General features: G+C 38.5%; 17 protein-coding genes and 1 tRNA gene. 3 read left to right on the top strand and 15 right to left on the bottom strand.

Annotated elements, in window-relative coordinates; translation table 11 throughout:
* Positions 1-118 precede the first annotated feature (118 nt).
* The gene (rpe, locus tag E2P86_RS09570) at positions 119-802 is read right to left on the bottom strand and encodes a ribulose-phosphate 3-epimerase (protein WP_085471838.1); all 684 of its coding nucleotides are present in this window, start codon (positions 800-802) and stop codon (positions 119-121) included.
* Between the two features lie 233 nt (positions 803-1,035).
* On the opposite strand from rpe, the gene E2P86_RS09565 reads away from it, so the two are divergent.
* Both E2P86_RS09565 and E2P86_RS09560 read left to right on the top strand, forming a co-directional pair.
* Positions 1,036-3,165, top strand: coding sequence for an HD family phosphohydrolase (locus tag E2P86_RS09565; RefSeq protein WP_134432674.1), 2,130 nt, complete (start codon positions 1,036-1,038; stop codon positions 3,163-3,165).
* A 119-nt stretch (positions 3,166-3,284) separates the two neighbouring features.
* A tRNA-Ser gene (locus E2P86_RS09560) sits at positions 3,285-3,371 on the top strand.
* A gap of 489 nt (positions 3,372-3,860) precedes the next feature.
* On the opposite strand, the gene E2P86_RS09555 is transcribed toward E2P86_RS09560, so the two are convergent.
* The gene (locus E2P86_RS09555; RefSeq protein ID WP_166785183.1) at positions 3,861-4,424 is read right to left on the bottom strand and encodes a hypothetical protein; all 564 of its coding nucleotides are present in this window, start codon (positions 4,422-4,424) and stop codon (positions 3,861-3,863) included.
* A 145-nt stretch (positions 4,425-4,569) separates the two neighbouring features.
* Complete coding sequence (locus E2P86_RS09550; RefSeq protein WP_085471841.1) at positions 4,570-5,388, bottom strand: alpha/beta hydrolase; 819 nt, start codon at positions 5,386-5,388, stop codon at positions 4,570-4,572.
* A 378-nt stretch (positions 5,389-5,766) separates the two neighbouring features.
* Between E2P86_RS09550 and E2P86_RS09545 the strand changes: the two genes are divergently transcribed.
* A complete protein-coding gene (locus E2P86_RS09545; protein WP_085471842.1) occupies positions 5,767-6,405 on the top strand; it encodes an efflux RND transporter periplasmic adaptor subunit in 639 nt (212 codons plus the stop codon).
* On the opposite strand, the gene E2P86_RS09540 is transcribed toward E2P86_RS09545, so the two are convergent.
* The 12 genes from E2P86_RS09540 to pepF form a co-directional block, all read right to left on the bottom strand.
* Positions 6,395-7,363: a hypothetical protein gene (locus tag E2P86_RS09540; RefSeq protein WP_085471843.1), complete on the bottom strand. Its 969-nt coding sequence runs from the start codon at positions 7,361-7,363 to the stop codon at positions 6,395-6,397. The two genes, E2P86_RS09545 and E2P86_RS09540, sit on opposite strands and share 11 nt — an antisense overlap.
* Before the next feature lie 238 nt (positions 7,364-7,601).
* Entirely contained in the window at positions 7,602-9,083 is a 1,482-nt protein-coding gene (locus tag E2P86_RS09535) for a peroxiredoxin family protein (RefSeq protein ID WP_159451811.1), read from the bottom strand.
* A 22-nt stretch (positions 9,084-9,105) separates the two neighbouring features.
* The gene (locus E2P86_RS09530) at positions 9,106-10,533 is read right to left on the bottom strand and encodes a PKD-like family lipoprotein (protein WP_134432670.1); all 1,428 of its coding nucleotides are present in this window, start codon (positions 10,531-10,533) and stop codon (positions 9,106-9,108) included.
* Positions 10,534-10,542: 9 nt separating this feature from the next.
* The gene (locus tag E2P86_RS09525) at positions 10,543-11,259 is read right to left on the bottom strand and encodes a DUF4843 domain-containing protein (RefSeq protein ID WP_085471846.1); all 717 of its coding nucleotides are present in this window, start codon (positions 11,257-11,259) and stop codon (positions 10,543-10,545) included.
* A gap of 4 nt (positions 11,260-11,263) precedes the next feature.
* On the bottom strand, positions 11,264-12,688 hold the full coding sequence (locus E2P86_RS09520) for a RagB/SusD family nutrient uptake outer membrane protein (protein ID WP_085471847.1): 1,425 nt from the start codon (positions 12,686-12,688) through the stop codon (positions 11,264-11,266).
* A gap of 12 nt (positions 12,689-12,700) precedes the next feature.
* Complete coding sequence (locus tag E2P86_RS09515) at positions 12,701-15,982, bottom strand: SusC/RagA family TonB-linked outer membrane protein (protein ID WP_085471848.1); 3,282 nt, start codon at positions 15,980-15,982, stop codon at positions 12,701-12,703.
* Between the two features lie 34 nt (positions 15,983-16,016).
* Complete coding sequence (locus E2P86_RS09510) at positions 16,017-17,237, bottom strand: FecR family protein (RefSeq protein ID WP_085471849.1); 1,221 nt, start codon at positions 17,235-17,237, stop codon at positions 16,017-16,019.
* A 61-nt stretch (positions 17,238-17,298) separates the two neighbouring features.
* Positions 17,299-18,027: a transglutaminase-like domain-containing protein gene (locus tag E2P86_RS09505; protein WP_085471850.1), complete on the bottom strand. Its 729-nt coding sequence runs from the start codon at positions 18,025-18,027 to the stop codon at positions 17,299-17,301.
* 60 nt (positions 18,028-18,087) lie between these two features.
* Positions 18,088-18,831, bottom strand: coding sequence for a helix-turn-helix domain-containing protein (locus E2P86_RS09500; RefSeq protein WP_134432668.1), 744 nt, complete (start codon positions 18,829-18,831; stop codon positions 18,088-18,090).
* A 65-nt stretch (positions 18,832-18,896) separates the two neighbouring features.
* Positions 18,897-19,496: an RNA polymerase sigma factor gene (locus E2P86_RS09495; protein ID WP_085471852.1), complete on the bottom strand. Its 600-nt coding sequence runs from the start codon at positions 19,494-19,496 to the stop codon at positions 18,897-18,899.
* A gap of 87 nt (positions 19,497-19,583) precedes the next feature.
* Positions 19,584-19,805 (bottom strand): (4Fe-4S)-binding protein, encoded by a 222-nt coding sequence (locus tag E2P86_RS09490; protein WP_085471853.1) that lies wholly within the window; start codon positions 19,803-19,805, stop codon positions 19,584-19,586.
* Positions 19,806-20,057: 252 nt separating this feature from the next.
* Entirely contained in the window at positions 20,058-21,932 is a 1,875-nt protein-coding gene (gene pepF / locus E2P86_RS09485; RefSeq protein ID WP_134432666.1) for an oligoendopeptidase F, read from the bottom strand.
* Positions 21,933-22,057 lie beyond the last annotated feature (125 nt).

The raw sequence follows: 22,057 nt of genomic DNA, 5'->3' as shown, positions 1-22,057 counted from the left end.
CTTAAAACATATGAACTGCAGGAACGGCAAGCAGGCAGAAGAACACCCTGCAAAATAAAAAGAGCCACAATATCTTGTGGCTCCTATACAATCAAAATAACGAAAAGTAAACAAGGAGTTATGCTTCCTGACTTACTAAACCTGTTGCATTTTTCAATACCTCAACCGCTTTAGTCGGGTTCTCCGCTGCAAAAACACTGTTTCCAGCAACCAAAACGTCCGCACCTGCGGCTAAAAGCTTATCTACATTTGCCGCTCCTACCCCACCGTCAACCTCAATGAGTAAGCCATCGTTTACCCCAGCAGCTAATGCGCGTAGTTCTTTGATTTTATTATAAGTTTGTTCAATAAACTTCTGCCCACCAAAACCTGGGTTCACAGACATTAGACAAACTAAATCAATATCCTGAATAATATCTTTTAATAACCCTATTGGAGTATGTGGGTTTAAGGCCACACCTGCTTTACATCCAAGCTCTTTGATTGCCGCCAATGTTCTATGTAAATGTGTACAAGCTTCGTAATGTACCGTAATAACGGCCGCTCCAGAATCTTTACATACTTGCAAATAACGATCTGGATCAACGATCATTAAATGTACGTCTAATGGCTTTTTAGCATGCTTAGCAATGGCTTGCATCACCGGAAAACCAAAAGAAATATTAGGAACAAAAACGCCATCCATAATATCGATATGGAACCAATCTGCTTTACTCGCATTCACCATTTCAATATCGCGTTGAAGGTTTGCAAAATCGGCTGCCAAAACGGAAGGAGCTATTAAATGTTTTGATGTGGACATGTTGCTATTTTATGTTTTACACGACAAAGATAACGAAGTCTGAACGAATAGCCGAAAAAAACAACGTGAATTACTTCAAACGACACCTATGTAACAAGACCCACATTTCGACAAAAGGCAGATTTTGCTTATTGCATGTAAGATTTTAAAACAATGCTCAATATAGATGTGCGCATTTTTAGCTAAGTTTGTTATATAATACAGTTGTAGAAAGATTAAAAACACTTTATCCAGTGGCGAAACTCAAAATAAATTACGTTCGGGGCAAAACACAAAATAGTTCATTTATCATTAAGGTAGCCATGGTAATGGCCACCATTATCCTGATATGCATTTTTCTTCCGAAACAACCTCGATTTCGATACGAATTTCAAAAGGGAAAGGCATGGAATCATGATAATTTGATTTCGCCTTATAATTTTGCAATACTAAAGACACCGGAGGAGCTTAACCGCGATAAAGAGCAGATTCTAAAGACTGTGCAGCCAATCTATAACCTCAATAGCAATATTAGCAAAGAGCAGATTGACCAGTTTAATATTGATGTAATCGAAAAGTGGCAGATCAGTAATATGGATTCTCTTTCGAAGCAGGAACTAACGACCTATCAATCGGTTGGAAATAGTTTGTTAAATTATATCTATAACCGTGGAGTAATATCTCTCAATAATCGCTATCAAAACAAAGGTGCAAATGGGGATAATACCGATGAGGCACAAAAACAATATAATTTTACCCTCGTACATGATAACATCGCGCAGCAGAAAAATACAGCTGATATCTTCACTATTGAGGCGGCCAATGAATATGTACGGGACGCTATTGCAAAAAACACCAAGATAGACCGTAAGGCGTGGTTAACGGAGATCCTTAAAAACTATATTACCATCAATTTTATTTTTGACGAGAACCTAACGAACAAAATCGAACAAACCGCGTTGGCTAATATCTCCAGTACAAGAGGTATGGTACAAAAGGGAGAGTTAATCGTAGAGAAGGATAAAGTCATAAACAATGATATTTACCAAAAACTGGAGTCGCTACGACGGGCTTTTGAGGATGAGTCCAAGATTAGTGGAAACCAAAGCTATGTTGCTTTAGGTCAATTCCTCATGATCTCTCTATGCGTGGTATTGCTTATGGTGTTCCTGTTTTTCTTTCGTGAGTCTATATTTTACAACAACAGGCTTATATCGATCATCATGATCGTTATCTTATCCATGCTAGCTGTCCTTTCATGGGCCATTACGGTTAAGATACCAAGTTTATATTACATTCCTTATTGTTCCGTACCGATCATTATACGTGTATTATTTGATACAAGGGTAGCGCTTAATATCCATTTATTAATGGTTTTGATTGCCGCACTTTTTGTACCGAATAGTTATGAATTTGTGTTCTTGCAATTTACGACCGGTATGGTTGCCATTTATAGTATTAAAACGCTTGTAAAACGTGAGCAGTTCTTAATATCAGCCATCATAATTTTAAGCACTTATATCATCGGCTATATCGGCTTGTTCCTTACGCGTAATGGATCACTGCACAGTATTTACTGGTCTGACATTGTACCTTTTGTTGTGAGTGTGGGTTTGACCCTCCTCGCCTATCCTTTGATTTATGCTTTTGAGCGTTTGTTTGGTATTGTTTCGGATTTAACGTTGATGGAACTGACGAACAGTAATTCAAAGCTGTTGCGGGAACTCTCACTCAAAGCGCCGGGTACTTTTCAACACTCCCTCCAGGTGGCTAATCTCGCGGAGGCAGCCATATACAAAATTGGAGGAAACCCACTCTTGGTTCGCGCAGGGGCCTTGTATCATGATATTGGAAAAATGCTTAATCCGCTTTTCTTTATTGAGAACCAGAAGGCTGACAGCAATCCCCACAGTGAGCTTACACCAGAGCAGTCTGCACAGATTATCATTTCACACGTTCACAAAGGTATTGAGATGGCTAAGAAGAATCAATTACCAGAAGTGGTTATTGATTTCATTCGTACGCACCATGGTACCACCCGAGTGGATTACTTCTACAATATGTTTATTAAGAACAACCCGAACAAACTGGTTGACGAGAGTATCTTTCGCTATCCGGGGCCTGTACCAATCTCAAAGGAGACCGCTGTCCTGATGATTGCAGATTCTGTGGAAGCGGCTTCTAGAGCGATGAAGGAACCAACCGAGGAGTCAATCAATACCTTGGTGGATAAAATTATTGACTACAAAATTACGCAACGTCAATTTATTCATGCGAACATCACCATGCGGGATATAACGGAGGTATCTGATATCTTTAAGTCGATGTTGAAGAGTATTTATCACGTACGAATCGATTACGAAGCAAGTAAAAAGCAGGCCTAAAAAATGACCGGTGTAAATAATAGTTTTGAGTTTCAGAAAGTTATTGAAATTTACTAAAAAAAGCCGTTTTACGCTTTGCAGATTGAAATATTTGCCTTATGTTTGCAATGTCAAAACACGGAGAGATGCCTGAGTGGCCGAAAGGAACAGTTTGCTAAACTGTCGTACTGGAAACGGTACCGTGGGTTCGAATCCCACTCTCTCCGCTAAGACTAAAAAAAGTTCAATCCAAAAGATTGGATTTTTTTTATGCAATAGCATTTAGGGATGAGACCCCACGGGTTCGATCCACAGGAGGCTCAGGGTTGTGCTTGGGGCATGTAGGGGCTGAACCAATCCCACTCTCTCCGCCAAATGGCAGCAAATAATGTCAGAACCCTATAAACAACACTATTTATGGGGTTTTCTGCTTTTAAACCCCTCCCTAAGATTTCCAATTTCTCATATGCAAAAGGGCAAAATCGAGACCCATTTTTTTAGGCTATGAAAAAGCCATAAAAAACACAGGTACATAACCATGTGCCGGCAACGGTTCATCGACCACATACAAATCTTCATCTAGTACGGTGATATTTATGAAACCGGAAATCGCAAGTTATCGTAATTGGACATTTTACTAGACCCGTTCTTTGTACCAGGGAGATAATAGGTACCTCTATTTCTCCTCAATATTTTTATCATCTAAGTATTTTTCTTTACTCCGATTGGTGACCCGTCTGTTGCTTCCAGTAGGTCAATATACTTCGTCGATGCTGCCTATACTCATCCGGAATATCATTAAATGGCTCCATTATGATCGTCACGGTCTTGTCTACCGGCCAGCTCCAATAGTTTTCTTTCAAAACAGCGTCAGATGACCTAATGTTCCAGTCCGGAAAATTCATCAAGTAAAATCTGTCCTTTGTAATTTTGTCAAGATAGATGCCAGCATCCTCAAGCACAGTCGAATCGAAATAACTTCCTTTTAAAGTGGTATTTAACTGCTCATCATTTAAAGTGAATACGATTTCTTCCACAGTCAAACTATCCGTATTTTTTCTCTCTATATTCTTATGAAATTCAAGTATCTGTCGTAATTCATCTTCTACGGAAAAACTGTCCTCTGCTGTCATGATAATTGCAAAAAGGTCTTCCTGATGAATTTCAAAAGTTCGATCAGTGGGATTTATTGTGATAGTTGCTTTTTGACTAACGATACTATTACTTTCTATACCAATAATAGAAGCTAGTGCAAAAAAAAATATACTTACGGGATCCATGTGAGTGAAATAATGGTTTTTCAATCCTAATATAATAAAAACACTCAAACACTTCAGATAAAACTTTCTTACCACCCTCATAAGGATATACTTTAATCATACTATAGAGGTCTAGAATGATAATTACAGCATTAACAAACTTTTTTTACTCAGCATTATTCAGTGTCCATATTATTGCTTTCTCTTTAGCTGCTTTAAAAATTGTTGTATGCTTCTCATTAGGTTCGTCTGAATATTCCCATTTCAAATACACGGGACTTTCTGTTTTCAAAATATTGGCCAACTCCTTTGTATAAGGAGAAATATCTGCTGCATCTGAACCTGCAAACCACAAAACCTTTTTATCGGTTGAGAATTCCGATAAATGGTCTTTTGCGGTTCTTACTAAATAATGATTGTTCCACCATAAAGATGGATCAAAAGCGATATAATTGTCGAACATCGTCGGGTGAAGGAAAAAGGTTTCCATTACAAAAAGTCCAGCTGCAGACTCGCCGATAATACTCTTTTCCTCTGTAGTCCGATATCGTCTATTGATTTCAGGAAAAAGCTCTTCGTTTATAAATGCTCTGAATTTTTCACCCCCCCCAACAGCAGATGCAATTTCCTTATCTTTTTCCACTTCGGTAACCCCTGTCAAATCTCTTCTTCTTTGCGTATTTTCAATACCGACAAGAATTAATGGTTTGATTTTATCTTCTTTAATAAGCTTAGCCAAAGTATTGGCAATGTGTGGGAAATCTTCCTTTATTCCACCATCAGCCATATACATCACGGGCAAACTGTCTGTTTTTTTTATATAATCGTCTGGGATCCAGATATTGATAACTCTATCCTCACCAATTTGTATCGATTTAAGGGTAAAAGTTTCATGCGCAGGAATTGGCTCACTTTGTTTTGAAGCGTTCGAACAACTTGTCAGGAATAAAACTCCTAAAAATAAAATGTAATACATGCTTTTCATCTGTGAATGATTTTGGTTAGGTGTTATATCGAATAACTTCTTGTCTATACAGCTAAACTACAAAAAAAAGACAATGTCATTAACACTGGCTTTTAATATTCTAGTACGAGGAAATCCGTTACAGATTTCCTCGTACTAGAATACCATGTCCAGCAAAATTAAACATTCAACCTTTTAAAAAATCAGCAGCCTAATTAATAAATAACATTTTTAGGTTAAGTTATTCATGTGATTTCATCTTATCTACAAATTCGAAGTCGTAACTACTCGATATTTCAGATAATAGATTAGGCAGACCATCGGGCAAAATATGATATGCTGCGCGATCAACACTTTTTTAGTACATCTGTCAGGAATAATGATAAAAAATAATAACCGATGAAGCGTTTTACAAGCAAAAAAAATGTATTAGTTTTGTTCTTAACGACTATGCTTTCATTGCACAGTTGTAATAAGACCGAACAGAATACTCAAGATAGTCCACAAACCATAGAAGCAGAAGTCCTGCCCCTTCAAATTGTCAATGCACAGATTGATCAATCATTTCGTACAAATCTTCAAGGTAAAACAAATATAGAGTTACGCCCACAAATTAGTGGCTACATCGACAAAATTTATGTAGATGAAGGTGCCTACGTCCAAAGTGGTCAACCTATATTTCGTATTAATGCTACTGTCTATAGAGAACAGAAAAACACCGCCTTAGCCTCACTTGAAATGGCAAGATCACAATTAGCAACTGCTGAATTAGAATTGGATAAATACAAAGTGTTAAGCAATAAAAAAGTTGTAGCGGATTTCCAACACCAAAAAGCTAAAACAGCCTATCAAAATGCTAAAGCCTCAGTACAGCAGCAACAAACCTTAGTGGCTTCAGCTGATGTCAACATAGGTTTTGCTGTGATTAAAGCGCCTGTGAATGGTTATATTGGACGTATTCCCAATCGTTTGGGAGCTTTAGTGGGGCCTACAGACGCACGGCCTTTGAATACTTTATCACAAGCTTTTAGCGGATGAAGTCCCCCATCATTACCTTTTCTGTTAACACATTTTCATTCCATCCTTCTTTGGTTAAGCTATTCGTCGGAAGTAAGTCAGGATTGTGGTCCAGTACCCTAAGATCATGCTTAAAGAAATGAAAATCATACGATCCACCAATTATTCCACGCCCCGGCACATAAACAAACCTTTCTATCCCCCTTGAAATATCTGGAAAATCAGCAATATTTGACGCTGCCGATGTCCAAAACTGGTAAGCAGATTGACCTGTATTGGTGACGAAGACTCTCGATAAATATTCCTTCCACATACGCCAACCTTCTTTATAGTTTACCCCATATTCCTTTCCAAAAATATGCACTGGATAAGATTGTGAACGAACAGTATCCTCCGTATAATTTTTCAGATACGCCGCTAAACTTAGGGGCTGTTCCTGTAAATTAAGTAAACCATAGGGTGAAGGAATAATCGGTGTCATATTTTTTACCTCAAACATCTCCATTAAACACACTTTAGCCTGGAAATACGTATCACCGCTTTTCTTTACCAAAATGTATTCGTGCAAAAATTTTCGTTTCAAATCCATTCCGTCATGGTACCCCAGCGAAGGCATAAAAAGATTCTCCAACTCTTTTACTTTTCTCACATTTACCAGAATCGAAGTGTCTTTGATTTCACGCCATAGCGACTTCGAATGGAAATCAGGAAGCGCAGAAAACAAAATAATCCTCTCATAGCTCCTTTCATTTCTTGGAAAAACAACGTTGTATAGCTCCACATTATAGTCCACCTTATACAGATCCAAAGTATTAATACGATAATGATAAAGCTGAAAACTATCCTGTTCGGAAGGATGCTCGAGCAATACGAATTCCTTATTTTGCCCCACTGCACATTGAATAAATACAAGGCATAGCACTATTACAGCAAAGCTCCCTCCTCTACGCTGTCTCCATAAAACATTCTTTCCTGCCATTTTATTTACTTAAAATTTAAGTTATAAGGTTTTGTTAATTGTTTAAATGTACTTCTTTTTACAGGAATCTCATCAAAAGGTTCTTCTTTGCCACGAAAGCACATGCAAATTGTAATAAAAGCTACAAATTGGTTGGTAAACATTTACATTTTCGACAAAAAATTAGCTAAATTAAATAAAAAAACCTCCAAGATGGAAAACCATCCTGGAGGCTAAAACTTAAACGCACCATGCAGTTTTATCCTTTTCTCGCAAACTCAATCATTGCAGATAACTCTTCTACACTTTTCTCTATATCCATGGAAGCACCGCCATTTTCAAAACGGATCCGACCTTTAGGATCAATAACAAATTTTGCAGGAATACCGTCCACCTTATAAGCCTTAGCAACGGCACTCTCTTTTGTTGCGGCATCTCGCAAATCCATCAGAACTTCAAAGGTATAATTATTGTCCTTTACATACTTATTCGCATTTGCCGCCGGGTCTCCGCTACCTTTTTCCCAGGTATGAATAAACAAAAAGCGTACATTCGGATCGTCTTTGTACTTGTCCACTGCCTTTTGCATACCAGGAAATGAGGCCTTACAAGGTCCACACCAAGTTGCCCAAAAATCAAGCACAACGACCTTCCCTTTCAAATCAGCTAAGCGAACCGTATTCCCATCGACATCTTTAAGCTCAAAATCAGGCGCTTCCTTTGTTACCACTTTTTTCATCAACACTTCCTTAGCAAACACGCGCTTAGCATCATCAAGACCACCCTTATATGCCTCAAAACCCTCCAACGAGCCTATAGCTGCTACGTACCCCTTTCTTAACGTCTCTTCATTTGTCGCGAATATATTATGCCTCTTGTAATCTTCTTCGAGGAAAGGCAAGGCTTCAGCGTATTTCTTATTTGCTAGCAGCGCATTCACATAGCTAAACTGAACCGATTGATATGCTCTCTTATCCTTAACCTCTTGTCGTACGGCCGCCAACAATTGAAGCGCATCTGCTTCTTTCCCGCTTCCCATCAAGGCATCTGCATATGTGGTTAACATCCCATAATAGTTAGACTCCGCGCGTGCCCTACGTTGTGTTCGGATATCTTCCGTCTCCCCTTCTTCAGGTTCAGCGAGATCTTTACGGTGAAGTTCTAAACCTTCAGCTAAGAAAGGAATAGCGGCAGCAGGATTTTTGCGAACAAGATTAACGGCCATCGAGGCCAATGCTTTCTTCTCATCAATCTCTTTGCCGCCACGCTCTCTCGCATATTTGCGATAAAGCGTTACATACTCCTTCATTTTCTCTACATTTCCCTGATCTGCATATGACATAGCCATCATATGCATCTCAAAGCCCACTTGAACGTCGGGATTCTCCATTAGCAAAGCTTTATACAGGACATCCTTTTCGTCTAAACTCTTTATCTGGCTTATCTCTTTAATCCGCGCATCGTATGCGAGCTGCCCTTTTGGAAAATCTTTAATAGTAGATTCTTTTACCCCATTTTCTTTTTCCTCATTACCCGTGCTTCGATAATAGGAATACGCCAACATTCTATCGCTCTCATTCTTACTTTTTTCTAGCTTCTTAAGCGACGAAGCAACCACTTTTTCATCTTTATTTTCCACTAATACCTTTAATCGCTCGCGTATACTTTGTGTTTTCTCTGTCTGCGCAAAAGCCGTTAGCAACAACGTTGTGAGGCTGATGGTTAAAATTATTTTTTTCATTTTATTAGTAAGGTTTCTATTTTTATTTAATACTGATATGTACAATTTCACCAAAACCATTTAAAGTCTTAGATGGGCTATTCCCGACAAAAGTTCCTAAATCATTAATATCAAAAGTGTGAAATTGACCTGCCGAATTGGCCCAAGTTGCAACGGCTAACGTTTTGCTCGTACTTCTCTTCATTTTGATATCCCTGATTTTCGTAGCATTAGGAAAGCTATACAAGAGCTCCGCACTATTAGCTACTATATTATACAGGTAAATCTTATTATCCACAGCATAATACATTTGCTGCAAGACACCAGAAGTAGCAAAGGCGGTTGCTTGATTAATCTCTGGGCATTTCGTCGGATCAATTTTCTGGAACAAACTTGGTTTGTCCGCATTTAAACCGTAAATGTATCGCCCGCTATTGTCCTCCATGATAAAATAGAAGACAGCAGTACTGGACGACCCCCTTCCTTTATCCGCGGCTATCATCGTCTTCCCAACATCGGCCATATTAAAAAGGTCTTTGCTCGAACCTACCGCTGGCACTAATTGACGATCTAAGTAAGGTAAATTTAAAAAACGCTTGTACTTATTATCGTAAAAGAAAGTACCGAGCTGGGCTGAATTTATAACGACTGGGAAAAGGTAATAATCTCCGCCAAAACCTTCAGAAAAAGGCATTGATATTTGATCCGGTGTAAAGCTCCCCATTCCCGCATGTACATCTCCATTGTTTACATAATACTGGTCTGTACGCGTTAGATTAGCCCCGTAAGCCGGATTGCTAAATACCGTTTGATTGGTAAATACATTATTGGTAGTGCCCGTCAGAAGAAAACCTACTGGATCAAATCGATATACACCTGATTCTGTAAAGTAATGTATGGAAGCATACTCAGAATAACTAGGAATTTCCGCAGAGAAAGCAGCCATTGCCTTACCAGGAAACTTCATATTATTAACTTCCTCAGCTGGGTTTTCAAACATCTTATTATCCATCCGTACAAATGTTAACCTTCCGTTCGTCCCTATATTATGGGAAACAAGCCAGCCCTCTGAAAACACACCAGTAACCACTAGCGTAAACAATTTACTATGTTCTAAACCATTATCTTCATCAATTGCCGTAAACTGCAGGTTATAACGCTTCGGTGGCAATTCCATTTTTATATCCAGATTTTGCTCGTGCGATAATACATAAACCGAATCATCCGCGATAGCTTTCCAGATATACCTGTATTTTGCCTTATCCGGCTGCGTAGCACGAATAGAGACAGGGATTTTAAACGTATCAAACTGCACCGCTGTAAAAATCGTAGCACCGGCATCGATAGTTAATTCATTAACCGGCGTCGTCTTAAAACTCTGATCATACTTCGCACAACCAAGTAATGACATCGATAAAATCGATGCGACGAGTATATGTGGTAAAAAATTAAATAATTTATCTTTCATCATAATTGAAGTCTAAAAGTTCACGATTTCTCCAAATTCATCAATAAGAGGACCTTTATTCTCCTCTACATACCTCTTCATCGCATTACGGAGTGTAACGGGATAATTGTACAGGCCATAGTCACCAATAGCTTCGACCGAAAAGTCACTAATTCCGAGTGTACTGATCATAAAGCGTAGGCGCGCGACCGAAAACGATCCAAAATAATACTCAATTCGGCTCCAATATGCTGGTTTATCGGCTTTATTGGAAAACCAAATTTTATATGAATTCATGGCGTATGTTCCACCAATTTCTCGTCCTGTAGCACCAGGGACCAAATCTGTCGATGCATCGACCTCTGCTACTATTTTAAGCGACTTCGTCTTAATCTTCTCCGAATTAAGGATGATTACAGGGTATTTAACGCTAAATGAATCTGCGGGAAGATATATTTCTGGAAGAAGGAAATCCTCACCTAAAATGGCTGTTGTTCCTACTCCTGCTTTGACTTTAATTAACCGCTGACGTGACTGAGCGGCGCCTTGCGCACGCATGTTCAGATAAATGGTGTCTCGTTCTTTAGGTTTCGGATGAAAAGCAAAGGTATATGTCGTCGAATCGACATCATATCGCCCTCTATAGAAAGTGATCAGCTCGCCCCCTTCATAGTACATGGTCTCTTGTTTCTTACATGATACAAATGCCATGAAAGAAAAAATAACGATTATAAATATTTTAATTTTCATACTCTTATTGGTAAGTAGGGTTATACTCTAATTCAACATCCGGAATAGGTAATTTATAGATGGTTAATGGGATGTCGACATTCATAAATGGCATACGCTTTATATTTTTTCTTTTTAAATAAAAGAAGTATTGTCCCTCTCCATAAAACTCCTTGTGATACTCTTTTTGGATCTCTGATTCTAAAAAAGCAGGAGTCGTTGTCGATCCTTCGGGGAGTTTGTTAATAGCTCTTGCGGAACGAACCATGTTCAGGTATACCACACCTTCGGTTGGTGTTGCCGCAGCTTCCGCTAAAATATAATACATCTCGGATATCCGAATTAAGGGAAGGAGTTGATCTTTGCGATATGCTGAGGTAAGCCCTTCGGTCACTGAAGGTGTATAAGTTTGCCAATATTTTGAAGGGTACAGTACATTTTGATCTTGTTCAAACAAATACAAACGTCTAATATCTGTTATCGAGGCCTCATAAATTGTGTTAAAATTTGCTGCAGTACGCGTAAGTCCCATTCCGGAACTCATATAAAATTTGAAATAATTCTCTGTCCACTGTAAAATATTCCTAGACCGTAAGGCGAAAACTAATTCAGACATAAAAAGACGATCCTTTGTGGAAGCATTTGCATTGACAGCGGAGATGGCCACAAAAGGAAATCTCGCTGCGTCCACAACCTCCTTAGCAGCCGCAAATGCGAGCGGTTTTTCACCAATATAAATGTTAACTCTAGCCTCTAACCCTTTCACCGCATAATAGTTCATCTTAATACGGCGTGTATTCAAGTCATTCCCTTCCACAAAAATAGGGTCGGCATCTTTCAACAAAATGGCTGCTTGGTTAGCGTCGTTTAACACCAACTGACAAAAATCCTTTGCTGTACTCGGTACATTTGCAAAAGCATCCACCTGTGTTTCATATGGTATTGCCTTATTTTCTTTGCTTCCTTGATATTCCGGTCCAAAAAGACGGAACAAATCAAAATGAATATACGCTCGAAGGGCCAGTGCTTCCCCCTTAATCGTGTTATAACCGTTTGCCGAAAGCACAGAACGATTGGTTTCTGCCTTCTCCAAAATTTTGTTCAGACCAGCAATGGCATTGTAACCTGAACTCCAAATCTGCAATAAATGCTTACGGACCTCATCGGTATTATAATCATAAGTCCTTGTCCTGTAATAAGGAGCTGCAACATTTGTCTGGGCGTAATTTTGTGCCAATGCCGAAACAAATCCAAGCGAAAGACGATCACCATACAGTTCCTGTTTACCCAATTGTGAATACACCCCTACTAAAGCTTGCTCGAACCCTATTTCAGAAGCAAACATCTGATCTTCCCCCACGGAAGACTTCGGTGCAACATCAAGATATTTGGAACAACTGTTATTAAGTATCAAGCTTAACAACAATAAAATCGAATAATATTTCTTCATAATTTATCCTAATTAAAAACTTGCGCGTAGCGACAAAGAATAATTACGCGTGAACGGATTATCCGTACCACGCTCTATTTGAATAGAGCTCCACCAAAATGGATCATTAGTTAGTGCTGTAATAGACAGTCCGTTCATCCCCCAACGTTTCAAGAATTTCTTGCCATAAAAATTATAACCGAGAGAAGCTGAGGTCAACCTTAAGTTATTATCATCCTGTACAAACCGAGATGTAGAGCGAGTCTCATTTGGCGTTGACGTGATACGTTTGTATAAACTAATATCCCCTGGTTTTGTCCAACCCAAATCGTAAGCTCTACGGTCAACATTATTGGCTACATCGATATTTTCTACACGATTGACCAACGTATAGTTATATAACTGTCCACCAAACTGATAATTGAAAATAAGATTGAGTTCAAAACCTTTATAGATTACGTTTGATCCAAAATTTCCGTTCCATTTTGGTTGGCCTACCCCTAATGCGACTTTATCTCGACTATTCCATTCGTACGTTTTTTGTCCATCCTTGGTTAAGAACATTTCTGATCCTGTCGCAGGATCAATACCTAATGAACGTACCGCATAAATGGTGTTCATGGACTGCCCTTCCTGCAATAATACATTAGGATAAATTTGCGTAGTATTTGAGGCATCTAAGTCATTATTTGCTGACTTGAGCTTATTGGAGAGCTTCTTAAGCATGTTTTTGTTCGAAAAACCGTTTACATTTACCGTCCAAAGGATACCTTTTGTAGGCTGCTTGATAATGGCATATCGTGCTGAAAACTCAATACCGGTATTTTGAAGCTCACCTAAATTTTCGGAATAATTGTTAAATCCGGTAGACGGGGCTAAGGTTACAGAGGTCAATGCATCTTTTGTCTGGTCCCGATAAAGGTCTAGTCGCAAGTCCAGGCGATCCGCAAACAAGGAAGCGTCCATTCCAACGTTCAATTTGTAAACGTTCTGCCAACTCAGGTTATAGTTTCCTAAATTGTTCAAAATAGCACCTAACTCATTGTAATACGAGGAGGATACACCAAAGTTATAGCGAAATTGTGCGGCATACGCAGGGATATTTAGCGATCCTGTACTACCGTAATTCGCTCGTAATCTCAATTTGCCTACATTGCTATTATTCTTCAAGAACTGTTCATTATGGATATTCCAACCTAAACCTGCGGACCAAAATGTACCAAAACGTTTGTCAGTACCGAATTGTGAAGAGCCATCCCGTCTAATTGAAAGGTCTACTAGGTACCGATTATCGTAACTGTAGTTCCCAGAGTATAATAAGCCAACTCGACGTGATGTATTTTCATCACCAGTAGGTCTACCATTGGCTTGATACTGGTTCGCAAACAATAAGTTGTCAAGTCGATCATAAGGAAATCCCTCCGCAACAATTTGGTAGAACTCATTGCTACTACTTGCGCCGTGAAAACCTGCCATGGAAAATATCTGATGCTTATCCTTCTTTATATTATAGTTTATGGTAGTCATACTCTCATAATTAAAAGACTTACCTGTACGTGCGGTATAAGATCCGCGACGTCCCGGGTCTGATATCCGGGCGAAACGAGAATCTTTTGCAGAGAAAAATTGATCAGCACCCTCTGTTTGCTTGGTGATACTAAAGTTCGATTCAACAAAAAGTGAGGGTAAAATATTATAGCGGACTGAGAAGTTATTGGTCACACCAAAATATTCAGACTTATTTACAGAGTGCAATGTTGTGTTATAAAACGGGTTGATCGTAACATAAGGTTCATATGCGGAATGATAATAAACCTGTTCCAGTAACTGTGGAACATTTCCCTCATCATCATAAGGCGAAAAGTAGGGATTCATGCCGACATATTGACTGAAGCTTCCATACGGTGACATGTTAGCTTTATTTTGGAACACACGAAGCGAGTTCATAAATCTAAACTTACTCACATTGTAGCTTAAATCAATCTGTCCACTGTAGTTGTCTCGGTCCTGTCCTTTCATTACCCCTTGCTGTAAATCAGCCGTGAATTGAAGGCCGTAACGAAAAACATGGTCGCCCCCCTGAAGGCGCAATGATGATCTGTTGCTTTTGCCCACCTGTGTAGGGATTTTCAACCAATCGGTATCTATTCCCTTTAATACATTCTTATATCGGGAATTGTAATGTACCTCCCTGAAATAGTTTTGCAGATTGGTCGTACCTGTATAATAACCTGCACGTTTTTCAAAATCTAATTTCTCCCGTGCATTAAGGAGATTATAGACACTTAATTCAGGTGTATTTAATCTGAAATCGTTCGTGAAGGTTACCTGAATTTTTCCTGCGGCAGGAGGAATTGTAGTGATAACCATAACGCCATTTGCCCCTCGGGAACCATAAATAGCGGTAGCTGAAGCATCTTTCAATAAAGTAACAGACTGAATAAGATTCATGTCTAAGTCTACGACGCGTTGCAGACTCACTTGGAAACCATCCAGGATAAATAATGGTTCATTCGGTCTATTCGATAGTTCACCGCTCAGGTTAGGGAATGAATTCTCACCGCGCATCTGCACATCGGGTAAACGATTAATATCGCCACCAAATTGATTATCTGTCTTCAATCTAAAGGAGGGCTCCACCGCCGAGATAGCCGCCAGAACCGAGTTGGTATTTATCTTCTTAATTTCCGCACCACTAATACTGGTCACAGCTCCTGTAAAACTTTCTGCAGAACGGTTAAAAATACCCGTTACAACGACTTCTTCGACGGTCTCAACATCCTCGATTAAACGTATTATACTAAATGAATTGGGATTAACTGCATGTGTCACACTTTTATATCCCAAGAAATTAATCTGGAGCTTGGCATCATCCTTATAATCAAGGACGAAGAAGCCCTTTCCATCTGTTTTGGTAACAGAATTAGCGCCAAGCCTCACGCTCGCTCCCGCCAAAGGTTGGCTTGTGGATGACGATAAAATACGTCCAGCTATATAGCTTTGCTTCACGCCCTTTTCCTGAATTACAATCGACTTATTGTCGATTCTATATTGAAAGCCTGTTTTGGGGTGAAAGTAACTCTTCAAAACAGTTTCCAAACTTTCGTCTTTAAAGTAAGCATCGACAAGCTGATTGAGATTAATCTGTGACGAGCTTAATACAATGTCATAACTGGTTTGCTTCTTGATTTCTCGAAACAATTCATCTAAAGGTATACTATGCTTATATATCGTGATTCTCTGTGCGAAAGAATTCATCGACAAAAGTGTACACCAAAAGACGAATAAAATCTTTGTTAAAAGTTTTTTATTCATTTGCGTTAGTGGTTAATAATTGAATTTTGGTTTGTTATTTATGGGTAATTTCTATCACGGATTTCCTTTTGGTAATTACAATACTTTCATTATCAGCTAGCATTTTCAAGACATCTTCCAAGGGTTTGGATCTTGACACGTTAAAATAAAACTGAATATTTTCAAGCGATTTATCGTATTGAAAATCGACACCATACCAGCGCCCAAGTTCCATACATACTTCATAGAGACTTGCTTTTTTAAAGAAAAAATCTCCTTTACGCCATGCAATAGCCGATTCTAAATCAGCTGAACCTATTTCATACCCCTTCTCTACATCGACTTCCATGTTCGGCTTTAGTGGTACTGCATTTTTACCGAGCCCGGTAAGTTGAATGGATCCCGTAAACAAAGTAGTCTTACTCGACATATCTTCGGGGAACGATTTAATATTAAATTGTGTTCCTAAAACTTGAACATTATAATCTCTTCGACGTCCAAAACCATCAACATGCACATTAAACAATCGACTTGGAACATGTGCGACATCAAAGAAACCTTCTCCTTTAAGATATAGATCCATCCTATTTGAATTTCCTCGAACAGGATACTTCAATTCCGATCCTGAATTCAATTCAATTTGAGAGCCGTCCACCAACTCAACGGTTAAACGCTTACCAAACGGAACCTTAACACGGTGAAAAACAACCACATCATCACTCTTCGACACTGTAGTCGCTGCAATATATTGTAATTTATCACCTTGTTTCACGACTGTAACGTTCCCATCGTTAGTAACGACACGAGCCGTATCTTTAGACATTAGGTCAATTATTTTCCCGCTAGCTAGTTCAAGTTGTATTTCTGTACTCGTACTAGGTAATACTTTAGTGTCCTTTTCATAGTTCAACTCCACTATTTCCTGCTTATCCAAAACTTCATGCTGTTTTGTACTTTGCTGTTGTTTGTACAAGTAAAGAGGTAAACTCAAGAATAAAGCAACTGCCGCCACATACTTTAGTATCTGCGGCACTAAGCGGGTAACAGTAGACCTAGTCGAGGATTTACTGGTAGATAATACGATTTGTTGCCACACCTTATCCGATGGAGTGGTCTCCACTTGCGACGCAGAAAACGCCGCAGCAACCTTTTCATTTAAAACAGGATCCTCGCTGTACTTTAATATATTCAATAATGTTTTACGTTCTTCCGGAGACGCCTCCTGACGTAAACATTTTATGATCAACTCATCGATGTACTGGTAATTTATATTCATAAAAAATGGTTAGAGGGATCACGTTCGTAAGCTGTTTGGCAAGCCCTATACTTTAAAGACTTCAGTACACTGAACTTTGGGGGGGAATGGAATTATTATTTCTTATTTTACTTACATTTTTATTCATAATATGTCGAACGACATTTCGAAAAATAAACTGTTCGACCCAATTTAGTTTTTGCTTATGCTGGGCATAAAACGCATCTGGCGTGTCAAATAAACCAAAATCCTGATTGATTCCCTGGTCTTGAATAAAAGTATTATTGAGATCCCACTCTATGGGCGGATTTTCAAAACGATCTGTATATACACCATAACCACAAAACGTTGTTTTACAGTCGCTATTTACCTCTTGTAACTTCGTTAAATATGGCTTATCTAAAATAACACCCTCCAAAAAATACCATTCACCATCCAATAATACTTCCACCCAACTATGCAAAATATTTCTCGGTGAAAGCTTATACCAGATTCCGGTAATAGCACCCTTTTGTAGTGCTTTGTCAATCGTAAAGCCATGGATACGGTTTGGTATTGCTGTGGCCCGCAACAAAGCCATCAACAAGGTCGATTTTGTATTACATTGTCCATATCCATCTGCTAATATCGTGGAGGCAGAAATATCATCTGACGTATTATAACCAAACTTTATTTCATCGCGCACAAAATTGTAAATAGATTTTACTCTTGACACAGAATCAAGTTGATTCCATTTTTTATCCGTAATCAACTGTTGAATCGATGGATGAGAATAGTTTAGAATTTTGGTCTCTTTAAGGTATCTTTTCATAAAGCATTTTTTATACCACAAAGATGAAAAGCTTTGTTTGAACAAACTTGTATAAATCGGCTATTTAAGCGAGAGTAAAAACTTAGGAGAAAGCCCAAAGGTTTCTTTAAAGGTTCTACTATAGTGCGAGCTATCAGTAAATCCAAATCGATGGGCCGTTTCAGTGATAGAATGAGCTTCTAACGCTGGTAATGATTTTACTAATTTATTCCAAAGTTGGTATCGTCTAAAGTTCAAATTGGTTTTTTCTTTGAAAAGATGCAGAAATCTCGTTTCAGAAAGAAAAGATTGAGCTGCAATTTCTTTAAGAGATACTATACGGTCGAAATTATTTTCTAGGTATGTGATCGCACTATAAATTCTATCGTCCTCAAAATGGTTTTCACACGCACATTTGAATCTCGTAAGAAAAGTTGTAAGGTTATCGATCAAAATGTCAAACTTGTTGCCATCGTTTAGATACGCTATCAAGAAATCTACCAGTGGTTTCAGTTCGTGATCTAAATTTACAATTTTCTTATCCCTGTACCTTGCAGCAAGCTGATGTCCAAGCGTGCTAATTGGGTTAATTAAGATAATCAATGTTGTTTCATCACTACTAAACCTGTGTTTTATATTACTGCTAATAAAACAAGTAGAATAAAATAGGTGCTGGTTATTTTCGTCTGTAATTTGGAACTCTCCGAACGCTGTCACACTGATTTGAAGGGCATAATGCTTGTGTAAGGCATTATCATTAAATTGTCCAACGAACACCCCCATCGTCCTACCGATATAGATTTTATTAGCAGTCGCTTTATTCATTAAAAATACTTTTGCATCGTAAGTAATACCGTAAGGCCCTTTCTTTAAACCATACCGTCTATTTGCTACTTCTTTGACAAAAAATATAAAACTGTAACCAAAGGGAGCTTATCGAGCGCCTGTAACATATAAGACCTTACTTTTTTGACAGACTCATCTAGATTCCATTTGACTGTTTCAGGCGACACATTTAATATTTGTGCTACTTCTTTTCTAGATAAACCTTCCAACTTAATCATCTGGTAGGTCATTCGTTGTTTCGGTGAAAGATGTGAAATCGCCTTCTCAAAGACAGACTCTAACTCCTTAAAATCCGTACTATCGTGACTCATGGGAGCGTGGTAAATATCATGTAAGATTAAATCAAGAGGTTCGGTTGGTATAGATTGGCTTTTTATTTTGGTCAGGAAAACATTTTTTGCTACTCGGTAAATCCAAGCGTCAAATTTTTCAACATCATGCAATTTATCGCGATAGTTCCACAACCGAATAAAAGACTCTTGCAGCACCTCTTCCGCTAAGAACTCATCATCACCGAGGTTTAGTATCGTCGAGTAAATGCTGGTTTTATACCTATCATAGATTATTCGATATGCCTGTTCGTCACCCAAAGCGACCCTCTTCACCAGTTCAGCCGTCTCGATACCTTGGTCGCTACTTTTCATAAGAGGTCTATTCTAATATTCATTTCTTTGCAAATTAAACGCAAAAAATGGAGAATACCCAATTTATTTGATCGGCAAGCAGCTTCCCTACCCTTCATTTAATTCATAACCCAATGCGCCTGATGGACAACGATCAATCTGTCTCTTTAATTCCTCAGCCGTCGCATTTTCTGGAACAATCCATGGTCGTTCTTGTGGATTATACACCTGTGGTAGCGATTTAACACATACTCTTGCGTGTATACATTTTGACGGAGTCCATAAAACCGTAATGTCTTTATTGGCCGTATATTTTTTAGTCTCTCCCATAATTAAAAATTTAAAATAGATAACTTGATTACCTGTAATTATGTTTTACAAAAGTTGTTTTTCCTTAATCATGCCCCACTCTACGGGGAATGCTCCTTATCACGAAGTTTCCCTTAATACTAAAGTTAAACACTGAGGGAGTAAAAACAAAAAAACCTCCATGATGATTTCATTATGGAGGTCAGAAACGACAGCTACAGCGTCGTTTTATTGGTACTTACCGAACTAGATATTAGTCGATAACTTGTTGTTTTATTTTCCTAAACGTGTTAAGATAGCTTCCATTTCAGCTATTACCTTGTTAATCTTAGTAATGGTCAGATCAAACGGTTCTGCAGTGTTCATATCAACGCCTGCATCGGCTAATAATTCTACGGGATATTTCGTGCTTCCTGCAGATAGAAAATCAAGGTATCTTTTACGATCTGTATCGTTACCTTTTAAAACTTTCTCAGATAATGCGGTAGAAGCTGTAAAGGAAGTTGCATATTGGTATACATAAAAATTGTAATAGAAATGTGGAATATAAGACCATTCAGATTTTACGTAATCATCCACCACACAAATATTTTTATCATGCCCATAATAACGTTTAGTGAGTTCTAAATACATACTATCAAAGTCCTCACCGGTAAGGGCTTCCCCCTTGCCTACCCGCTCATGAATCATTTTTTCAAACTCAGCAAACTGCGTCTGACGGAATAGCGTTCCCTTTGCTCCTTCCAGATAATTTCCTAGAATAGCGAGTCTCGTTTTGTCGTCTTTAATCTGCTTCAAAATATAATCGATCAGCAACTCTTCATTAAAAGTAGACGCTACTTCTGCCACAAAAATCGAATAATCCGAATTCGCAAATTCTTGCTTCTTATTGGTCAAATAACTGTGCATGGTATGCCCCAATTCATGTGTTAAAGTGGACATATCTGTATATTTACCATTATAATTCATCAAGATATACGGATGTACATCATAGGCCGATCCATTAGAGTAAGCGCCAGATCGTTTCCCTTCGTTGGGATACATATCAATCCATCTTTCGCTAAATGCTTTGTTCGAGATTGACACATAATCTGCACCTAACGGTTTTAACGACTTTAAGATATTATCAATAGCTTCTTCTACCGTGTAAGATAGATCCACTTGCTGTACTAGCGGTGCATACATATCGTAATAATGAAGTGTATCTACCCCCATCATCCTTTTACGTAGGTTCAAATACCGATGAAACGTTCCAAGATTTGTATTCACATTCTTTACAAGATTGTTGTACACATCCGTAGAAACGTTGCCCGCATCCAACGCACTTTCTAGCGTACTATTGTAGTTCCGTGCTTTCGTATAAAACAAACCTGCGTTAATGTTTCCATACAGCTGCGCCCCAAATGTCCGCTGAAACTCATTCAGCTTTTTAAAGTACGCTTCAAAAACAGTTTTTCGAACATCCCTGTTTTCGCTACCTCTATAGAGATTAAAATTGGCGGAATTCAGCTTTACCGATTTACCATCCAATTCTACTTCGGCATGTGGGAATTCAGCATTAAAAAATGTGCTAAAGATGTTTTCAGCATTACCGGACATTAACGAACAATAAGCCAATACTTTCTCAACCTCTTCACTACCTCTATGGGCACGTTTACGAAGTAAGTCCGTCAAGTAAAATTTATAGGTTTGCAAACCCTTTTCCTTTGTCACGAAAGCGTTTAGTTGATCTTCTTTCAACGTCAGTAACTCCGGTTCCATAAAAGACGTCAATGCACCAAATTCAGAAAAAAGCTGTTGCATTTCTTGCTTCATTCCTGCATATTTTGTCACCCGGGTGTCCTGATCTGACTTCATAGAAGCATAAGATGACAGTCTCACTAACTCTTTAATAAGCTTGCTATTTAAAGTCAGCGCTTCTAATAGTGTAGATGCAGACTGCGTTAACTTCCCTTTATACTGCGCCGTTTTTTGTATTTCTTTCTGAATCCGATCCTTCTCTGCTTTCCATGTATCATCCGACGCATATAAATCAGATAAATTCCACTTATACTTGTCAGGGACTTCATCACGAACCTTCATTTGACTGACAGCCACTGAAGTAGAGAATATCATCATTGCGGCTACTAATTGTGTTTTTTTGAACATACGCTATTAATATAAAAACTAGGCCTAATTTACAAAAAGTTCCAGCAATATACTGCATACCCCTGGACAGACCTCATTTTGTGCGTACAGTCATAAAATGTTTCCGTAAGCCCAATTACTTTTGT

The organism is Sphingobacterium psychroaquaticum (assembly GCF_004421025.1).
Classification (GTDB): domain Bacteria; phylum Bacteroidota; class Bacteroidia; order Sphingobacteriales; family Sphingobacteriaceae; genus Sphingobacterium; species Sphingobacterium psychroaquaticum.
The sequence above is the reverse complement of the archived record's forward strand: the minus strand, read 5'-3'. Positions and strand labels throughout refer to the sequence as shown.

Coding starts and splice junctions, on each gene's coding strand:
- E2P86_RS09510 (WP_085471849.1), bottom strand. CDS start 17,237: ATGAATATAAATTACCAGTACATCGATGAGTTGATCATAAAATGTTTA.
- rpe (WP_085471838.1), bottom strand. CDS start 802: ATGTCCACATCAAAACATTTAATAGCTCCTTCCGTTTTGGCAGCCGAT.
- E2P86_RS09500 (WP_134432668.1), bottom strand. CDS start 18,831: ATGAATAAAGCGACTGCTAATAAAATCTATATCGGTAGGACGATGGGG.
- E2P86_RS09505 (WP_085471850.1), bottom strand. CDS start 18,027: ATGAAAAGATACCTTAAAGAGACCAAAATTCTAAACTATTCTCATCCA.
- E2P86_RS09495 (WP_085471852.1), bottom strand. CDS start 19,496: ATGAAAAGTAGCGACCAAGGTATCGAGACGGCTGAACTGGTGAAGAGG.
- E2P86_RS09530 (WP_134432670.1), bottom strand. CDS start 10,533: ATGATGAAAGATAAATTATTTAATTTTTTACCACATATACTCGTCGCA.
- E2P86_RS09520 (WP_085471847.1), bottom strand. CDS start 12,688: ATGAAGAAATATTATTCGATTTTATTGTTGTTAAGCTTGATACTTAAT.
- E2P86_RS09555 (WP_166785183.1), bottom strand. CDS start 4,424: ATGGATCCCGTAAGTATATTTTTTTTTGCACTAGCTTCTATTATTGGT.
- E2P86_RS09545 (WP_085471842.1), top strand. CDS start 5,767: ATGAAGCGTTTTACAAGCAAAAAAAATGTATTAGTTTTGTTCTTAACG.
- E2P86_RS09525 (WP_085471846.1), bottom strand. CDS start 11,259: ATGAAAATTAAAATATTTATAATCGTTATTTTTTCTTTCATGGCATTT.
- E2P86_RS09540 (WP_085471843.1), bottom strand. CDS start 7,363: ATGGCAGGAAAGAATGTTTTATGGAGACAGCGTAGAGGAGGGAGCTTT.
- E2P86_RS09515 (WP_085471848.1), bottom strand. CDS start 15,982: ATGAATAAAAAACTTTTAACAAAGATTTTATTCGTCTTTTGGTGTACA.
- E2P86_RS09535 (WP_159451811.1), bottom strand. CDS start 9,083: ATGAAAAAAATAATTTTAACCATCAGCCTCACAACGTTGTTGCTAACG.
- E2P86_RS09490 (WP_085471853.1), bottom strand. CDS start 19,805: ATGGGAGAGACTAAAAAATATACGGCCAATAAAGACATTACGGTTTTA.
- pepF (WP_134432666.1), bottom strand. CDS start 21,932: ATGTTCAAAAAAACACAATTAGTAGCCGCAATGATGATATTCTCTACT.
- E2P86_RS09550 (WP_085471841.1), bottom strand. CDS start 5,388: ATGAAAAGCATGTATTACATTTTATTTTTAGGAGTTTTATTCCTGACA.